Source organism: Actinocrinis sp. (assembly GCF_035946395.1).
GTDB lineage: Bacteria > Actinomycetota > Actinomycetes > Streptomycetales > Catenulisporaceae > Actinocrinis.
The window spans coordinates 1-7,474 of sequence record NZ_DASYZI010000186.1; the positions used below are offsets into that span (position 1 = coordinate 1).

Sequence of the window (7,474 nt, forward strand, 5' to 3'; positions counted from 1 at the left end):
GCGTTCGACCGAGTCATCGAGGTCAACCTGCTCGGCTCCATCGCCACGGCCCGTGCGTTCCTGCCCGCCCTCATCGAGTCGCGGGGCTACCTGCTGCAAATCGCGTCCCTGGCCGCCATCGCCCCCGCGCCGCTCATGGCCGCGTACTGCGCCAGCAAGTCCGGCGTCGAGGCCTTCGCCCACGCGCTGCGCAGCGAAGTCGCCCACCAGGGCGTCCAGGTCGGCGTGGCGTATCTGTCGTGGACCGACACCGACATGACTCGCGCCGCCGCCGAGGACCCCGTGTTCCAGGAGATGCGCGCCCGGCTCCCCTGGCCCGCGAACCACACCGCCCCCCTCGCCCCTGCGGTAGCCCGCATCACCACTGGCGTCACCCACCGCAAGCCGCACATCTACGGCCAGTCGTGGATCCGCACGCTCCAGTGGCTCCCCCGAGCCGCCGTCCCCCTCGTCATCGCGAGCCGCGCGCCCCACGAGGTCGCCCGCCTAGCCCCACGCCTGCGCGAGACCTCCCACCTGCGCCGACACCCCCTCGGCCCAGGCGGTGCCGCCGGGTCCGCCGGCGACCCAAACCGAGTGGCGGACCACCCCCCGGCATGAGCTATCCTTTCCGAGGTCGCTCCTGCGGGAGCGCATCACCAGGCAGGTTGCCCGAGCGGCCAATGGGAGCGGACTGTAAATCCGTCGCGAAAGCTACCCAGGTTCGAATCCTGGACCTGCCACGGCAGCAGTGAGAGGGGCCCTTGACCAGCGCGAAAGCTGGCAAGGGCCTTTCTCTTTTATATTCTGCCATTGGCGTCAATGGTGCTGATTTTCTGGCGCGTTCTCGATACCCGCCCGGTCCTGATGCAGGGATGTAGACCTACAATGACCAACGGCGTATACCCGTCTCGTTGAGAGGCCTCGTGGCAAGCACACAGCGTGGAGAACTACAGTGACCGCTTCAAGCGCGGACATCATCGTGGTGGGAAATGGTGCGGTCGGCGCCTCCATCGCCTTCGAGTTGATGCGACGCGGCCATCGTGACGTGGCACTGGTCGGCGAACGTACTCGCCCGTTGGCTGCGTCCACCGCCGCCGGCGCGATGCTCGGTTGCTTCGGAGAAGTCACGACGTCCTTGCTCGCCAGTTCGAGCGGACGGGCGAAACTGGCGATCGACTATCAAGCAAGGCGAGAGTGGCCCGTTTGGGATCACGACCTCAGCGTGGCTTCGGGCGTCGAGGAGAGTGTCTTCACGGCAAAGGGCACGGTTGTCGTGCTCAACAGCATGGGCACCGCAAAGGTCGACTCGGGAAACTTCAAGGCGATCGAGTCGGCGCTGCGCGAATATGACGAGCCCTATGAGATCGTCGACCCCGACGAACTCGACTGGATTGCTCCGGAAGAACTCGCTCGGGCACTGCGAGCCTTGCACATTCCCGCGGAACACGGTGTCGATGCCAGTCGCTTGCTGGACAAGCTTGAGCGTGGATTCGCAGCGTTGGGCGGCGCGCTTGTGGACGCGAGGGTCGACAGCGTCGAGGTGAGAGCTGGCCGGGTCGTCGGTATTCGACTGGCGAATGGCGACCGCATAGCCAGCGATCAGGTCGTCGTGGCCGCGGGGGCTCAGTCGTTGGCTCTTCTCGGCGAGATCGGCGACACCCTGGCCAGGATTCCCCCGATGGTGAGCGGTTATGGCGTTTCCGCCCTCTTCGAAATCAAGGACGGGACCACGCCGAACTCCGTCCTGCGCAGCCCGAACCGGGCGTTCGCGTGCGGCATCCACTGCCTGCCGCGTGAGAATGGCGTCCTGTACGTCGGTGGGACGAATGTCCTCACGGAACAGCCACGGCAATATGCGACCGTGCGTGACCTGCAATTCCTCCTCGAATCCGCGGTCGATCAGCTCTATTCGAAATTGCCGGAAGCTTCACTGATTTCCCTACAGGTGGGCAATCGACCTGTGCCTGCGGACGGCTTTCCGCTGATCGGCTCGGCGGGGGCCGAAGGCCTCTGGCTGGCCACCGGAACGTACCGAGACGGATTGCATCAGTCTCCGCTCCTGGCAGAACACGTGGCCACATTGATCGAGAGCGGCAAGTACCTCGTCGACGAGTTCTCGTCGTTCGAGCCGGTGCGAAGCCCGCTCCCAGTCGGCACGCGTCAGGAGGTGATCGATTCCACGGTGGACCAGATGATGGCGTCGGGCTACGAGACGAGGTGGCGCGTCACGCCCGAGTGGCCAGTACGTATCGAAGAACTCCTCCGTCGGCAGTACACGGAAGCGGTCGAATCACTGCACCCTCTTTTCACACCGCCGCCGGAGTTCATCCCAAAGCTGACTGACCGCGTGCGGAAGGCACTGACTGACTATTATGCCTCGTGGGATTGAGACGAGGCTTCGTCATAAGCGGTTGGAATCGGGTGAGGCCTGTTTTCCCTGCCGAATTTTGACGCGGGGAGTAACCGTATGAGTGCGCGGCCGTCGATGCCGTATTTGCGGTTGAACGCGTCGGCCACCTGGTCTCTGATCGTGGAGTCGTTGGGGTCGACGATCGCTATGTCGTAGTACGCACTCCCGTTTCGTACTCGCAGTGCTTGCTCACGGTGCAGTGCCTGGGCCGCGATGATCTCCTCTGAGGCGACGAACAGGTTCCCGTCGACCGTCACGTAATGGCCGTCTATCGGGCTCGCCAGGGTTCCGTCCTCTCCGTCCAGGACGGTCATCGGCATCGTCATGAAGCTGGAGAGGCTGATTGTCGTCGGATCGGACCACAGGGCACTGAACCGGCTCTCGACGAACGAGCCGAAAGGCGACCGCATTTCGATCTCGTATTGCTCACCCTCCTCCGCGAGACGACCGATGGGAATGAACGAGACCAGTCCCCGGTCGTCCCAGCGGTGCATGATTATGGCGAGGTTCGCATCGTAGAGTCGCGCTGAAATATATCGCGCGTCGCCGGCGGGCAGACTGCGGATGAATGAGTAGAGGGTGCGTATATTGACGTAGATGCCTGTCGTCACATTTGCGCCGACTTCGACGAGTTCGCGTTGCCGCTGTTCAGCGGTCAGCGAGTCCGGGTGGAGGATGAGCACGTCCACCTGGACGCGATGCGAGACCAGCCTGCGGAGTGCTTCGAGAAAGCGCTCGGTGTCATGGCTCTCAAGGAGCGGGGTGAATGTGGTGAGAATTTGTACCTGGCGGCGAGCCCGCGCCGCTTCGCGAACGAAACGGGGATAATTGAGGCGCGGGTAAACGCGGATTCCGCCCTCCTGTGATCTGCGTACCAGAGGGCCGATGACTGCGATGGCGGTCAGGGTGACGAGACCTTCGACGCCCATATTGACGGCGAAGTTGCTGAAGCCTTCTTTCAGCGTGCCATAGACAGTCAGGCAAAGCATGATGCACCCGATGACAGCCAGTGCAATGATGGAGCCGCGTGAAATGTTGGACGATGCCGGACGAATCCATCTTCGGCGCCGCGGCGGCCTGGCGGATTTCACGTTTCCCCTTCCCCCACAGCCGGACTCGGCGCTTCGCGTCAAGTCTCACACGAACATCAAGTTTCATGAGCACTCTGACGGCCCGCGCTGAACGGCTCCGCCCTTGACGGCGGCTCCGCAGTGCATAGACGGGTGGGCCGCTGTGCGCGATGCAGCAGCCAGGTGCGGCAGCGGTGCCGACGAGTCGTGATGCAACACGTCCTCGCTCGAATTCAGGCCTGACACGAATACAGAAATTCAGGGTACTGATGGCGCGGGCTTACGCCAAGAGGCCGCTTCCTCGCCACACGCCTATCTAAGGAGCCTGCTCGCCTTGCCGCGCCTGAAACGCATCTTGAGTGGGGTGCTGGGAGGTCGGGGAGAGATTCGGTCAAGCATTCGACCAATCGGTCATGGTCGATACCTACCGCTCACGGCTGATTTCCGCAGCCAGAGCCAGGGACTCGTTGGCACAGTGGCTGGGGGAAGCCGGTGTCCTGGGCGAAGGGGGAGGGTGTGCGCGAGGTGACCGTGTATGAACTAGCGGTCGAATACCGTGCGGTGAAGGGTTCGGAGGCCACGCCAGGCCCGCCGAGGAGCCGCAACTTCAAGCACGGGGTGAGGGCGGGGAGTGCGGGCGAAGATTTTTTGCGTGAGGGTGTAGTAGAGCGGCTGGGCCGTTCGTCAATGGGATGGAACGGCGAGAGGCGCCGTCCGAGCTACCATGAACGGAGCAGATGATGAAGTACCTGATGCTGGTATGTGTGGACCCCGACCTCGCACCGGGGGCGGCGGAGGGTGCGCCGGACGTCGAGGGATGGGTCAGTGAGATGGACGGCAAGGGCATCCGGCTGATGGGGAACCGGGTCCGGCCAGGCAGCGATGCGACTACCGTGCGGGTGCGTAACCGCGAGGTACTGCTTACGGACGGTCCGTACGCCGAGACCAAGGACTTGATCGCCGGGTTCGACGTGCTTGAGTGCGCTGATCTGGACGAGGCTGTCGAGGTCGCGTCGCGGCATCCGATGGCTTGGGGCGGTGTGATCGAGCTACGGCCGTTCTGGGTTGATGGGGATGGCGACGGCCAGGACGCGTGACTGCGGCGCGGCACGGTGTGAGCTGTTGAGTGAGTCAGTGAGCGAGCGAGCGACTCCGAGGGCGTTGGGCGATGACTATGGGTAGCGAGTCGACCAGTGAGTTCATCGCCGGGATCTACGCCGACGGGTGGAGCCGGATCGTGGCCGCCATGATCCGGTTCACCGGCGGCGACTGGGACTTGGCCGAGGAGTGTGCGCAGGACGCCTTCACTCAGGCGCTGCGCAAGTGGGGTTATGTCCGTTGTGGTGGTGTAAGGCCACCGGTTGATCCGTGGTTACCAGTTTATGCGGCGAGGGGTGCTGGGGTCGTTTGCGGGCTCTGATTTCCCTCGATCGTGTGGCCGGGCGCGGCGACGGCGCGGCAGGCGGCGAGGACCTCGACGCCCATGTACCGGCGCTGCTCGGTCCACTCGTCGGACTGCTCGGCGAGCACGGCGCCGACCAGGCGCAGGATGGCGTCGCGGTCGGGGAAGATGCCGACGACATCGGTGCGCCGGCGGATCTCCTTGTTCAACCTCTCCTGCGGGTTGTTGGACCACACTTGCCGCCACACCTCCCGTGGGTAGGCGGTGAACGCGAGCAGGTCCTCGCGGGCGGCCTCCAGGTGCTCGGCGGCGCGGGGGAACTTCTCGTCGAGCGCGGCGATGACCTGCGCCATCTGGGCACGCACGCTGGCGGCGTCGGGCTGCTCGAAGACCGTGCGCAACAGTGTGGCGACCCAGGGCTGGGCGCTCTTGGGCACCTGGTTCATCAAGTTCCTGGCATAGTGGGTGCGGCACCTTTGCCAGGCGGCGCCGGGCAGCACCGCGCCGATCGCGTCGACCAGCCCGCCGTGCGCGTCGGAGACCACCAGCTGCACCCCGGACAGGCCGCGGGCGACCAGGCAGCGCAGGAACGCCACCCATCCGGCGCCGTTCTCCGAGCCGGCGACGTCCACCCCGAGGATCTCGCGGTGCCCGTCGGCGGTGACCCCGACCGCGACCATGCAGGCGACGTTCACGACCCGGCCGCCCTCGCGAACCTTCTGCATGAGGGCGTCGATCCATACGAACGTGTAGGGCGAGCCGTCCAGCGGCCGGTTGCGGAACTGCGCCACGCGGGCGTCGAGGGTCTTGGCCATCTCCGAGACCTGGGACTTCGACAGCTGGGTGACCCCGAGCGTCGCCGCGAGCTTCTCCACCCGGCGGGTGGACACGCCCAGCAGGTAGCAGGTCGCCACCACGCTGATCAGGGCCTGCTCGGCACGGGAGCGGCGTTCCAGCAGCCACTCGGGGAAGTAGCTGCCCGAGCGCAGCTTCGGGATCGCCAGGTCAACCGTGCCCGTGCGGGTGTCCCAGGCCCGGTGCCGGTAGCCGTTGCGGTAGTTCACCCGGCCCTCGCCGCTCTGACCGTACTCGGCTCCGCACAACGCGTCGGCCTCCGCGCCCATCAGCTGCCCGGCGAACACCGCGAGCATCGCCCGCAGCAGGTCGGGACTCGCCGAGGCGAGGTTCTCCTCCAGCAGGCCCGCGAACGGCACACTGTCTACAGCGGTCATCGTGCTGATCCTTTTCTTCGAGTTCTTGGTCGTTCTCGAAGGATCAGCCGGTGGCCGCTCCGCATTCGGGTGCCACGCCCGACCTGCGAAGCAGCATCACTCCATCGTGAAGATCAGCCTTACACCACTTCCATGGACGCGACCGCAAGTGGCCGCGGGACGGTGTTCCGCGGCAGCCGTTGGCCTGGCTTACTACTGCGGCCCGCAACCGCGCCGTCGATCGGATGCGTCGTGCGTCGACCGAGGCAGCGAAGGTCAGGGAGTGGGCTGCTGTAGAGCGTGTGATGGAGCGGGTGCGGGAGGGAGAGGGCGTGTGGGCGGAGGAGCAGGCTGCGCAGTTGCTGGTTTACGCGAGTGATGGCGAGATACCGGATGAACGGCTTGAGCTGATGTTCACCTGCTGCCATCCTGCCCTGAACCTCGACGCGCAGGTGGCGCTGACGCTGCGGTCGCTTGCTGGGCTCAGTACCGCGGACATCGCACGCGCGTTTCTGGTGCCGGAGCGCACGATGGGCCAGCGCATCTTCCGCGCCAAGCAGAAGGTCGCGCACGCGGTGATTCCGTTCCGCGTTCCGCCGGCTCATCTGCTGCCGGACCGGTTGCCGGCCGTCTTGCATGTGCTCTATCTGGTGTACAACGAGGGCTACGGCGACCAGCAGCACAAGACACGGCTCAGCCGTGAGGCTATTCGTCTTACTCGCGTGCTGGTCGGGTTGATGCCGGATGAGCCCGAGGCTCAGGGGATGCTCGCGCTGATGTTGCTGCACGACGCGAGGCGCCTGTCGCGCGTCGATGCTGTTGGCGAGCTGGTCACGCTGGAGGAGCAGGACCGTTCGCTGTGGGATCGAGGCCAGATCGCCGAGGGCGGCGCGATTCTTGAGCGCGCACTACGCCGGGGCCGGGCGGGGCCGTTTCAGATCCAGGCGGCGATCGCGGCGTGCCATGCGACTGCACCGTCCACGGCGGCGACGGACTGGCCGCAGATCGTCGGCTTGTACGAGCAATTGGCTCTGGTGGCTCCTAGCCCGGTGGTGGATTTGAACCACGCGGTCGCTGTGGCGATGGCGCAGGGGCCGGAGGCGGCGTTGTCGTTGGTGGATTCGCTTGCGGAATCGGGTCGGCTTGACGGGTACTACCTGCTGCACGCGACACGTGCCGACCTGTTGCGGCGTTGTGGCCGTGAGGCGGAGGCTGACGTCTGTCTGCGTATGGCGCTCGGGCTTGCTCCTACTGAAGCGGAGCGTCGGCTGATTGAGCGGCGGATTGCGGGTGCGGGTGCGGGAGCGGGAGCGGATTGAGAGTACTGAGATGTGATCGCCCGGTCGCGAGTGTGTCGGCGGCCGGGCGATCGGGTGATGTGCTGTGTATTTGGTGTGGG

The 7,474-nt window shown here is 65.4% G+C and carries 5 protein-coding genes, 1 tRNA gene and 1 pseudogene; 5 read left to right on the forward strand and 2 right to left on the reverse strand.

The genetic code is table 11. The features are described from left to right. From VGS97_RS11880 to VGS97_RS11890, 3 genes are all read left to right on the forward strand, one after another. A partial coding sequence (locus VGS97_RS11880) for an SDR family NAD(P)-dependent oxidoreductase (RefSeq protein ID WP_326853440.1) occupies nucleotides 1–600 on the forward strand: 600 nt, incomplete at its 5' end. A gap of 41 nt (nucleotides 601–641) precedes the next feature. Next, nucleotides 642–722, forward strand: a tRNA-Tyr gene (locus VGS97_RS11885). A 212-nt stretch (nucleotides 723–934) separates the two neighbouring features. Beyond that, entirely contained in the window at nucleotides 935–2,371 is a 1,437-nt protein-coding gene (locus VGS97_RS11890; RefSeq protein WP_326853441.1) for an FAD-dependent oxidoreductase, read from the forward strand. Here VGS97_RS11890 and VGS97_RS11895 read toward each other — a convergent pair. Then, a complete protein-coding gene (locus VGS97_RS11895) occupies nucleotides 2,353–3,483 on the reverse strand; it encodes a hypothetical protein (RefSeq protein ID WP_326853442.1) in 1,131 nt (376 codons plus the stop codon). The two genes, VGS97_RS11890 and VGS97_RS11895, sit on opposite strands and share 19 nt — an antisense overlap. 719 nt (nucleotides 3,484–4,202) lie before the next feature. Between VGS97_RS11895 and VGS97_RS11900 the strand changes: the two genes are divergently transcribed. Beyond that, nucleotides 4,203–4,559: a YciI family protein gene (locus VGS97_RS11900; protein WP_326853443.1), complete on the forward strand. Its 357-nt coding sequence runs from the start codon at nucleotides 4,203–4,205 to the stop codon at nucleotides 4,557–4,559. A 283-nt stretch (nucleotides 4,560–4,842) separates the two neighbouring features. On the opposite strand, the gene VGS97_RS11905 is transcribed toward VGS97_RS11900, so the two are convergent. Continuing rightward, nucleotides 4,843–6,096, reverse strand: a complete 1,254-nt coding sequence (locus VGS97_RS11905; RefSeq protein WP_326853444.1) for an IS256 family transposase — start codon at nucleotides 6,094–6,096, stop codon at nucleotides 4,843–4,845. Nucleotides 6,097–6,242: 146 nt separating this feature from the next. Here VGS97_RS11905 and VGS97_RS11910 point away from each other — a divergent pair. Then, nucleotides 6,243–7,394, forward strand: a pseudogene (locus VGS97_RS11910) (RNA polymerase sigma factor); the annotation flags it as partial. Nucleotides 7,395–7,474: the final 80 nt, after the last annotated feature.

What these genes read in the sequence shown, in the direction of transcription:
- VGS97_RS11900 (WP_326853443.1), top strand. Translation starts at nt 4,203, where the DNA reads ATGAAGTACCTGATGCTGGTATGTGTGGACCCCGACCTCGCACCGGGG.
- VGS97_RS11905 (WP_326853444.1), bottom strand. Translation starts at nt 6,096, where the DNA reads ATGACCGCTGTAGACAGTGTGCCGTTCGCGGGCCTGCTGGAGGAGAAC.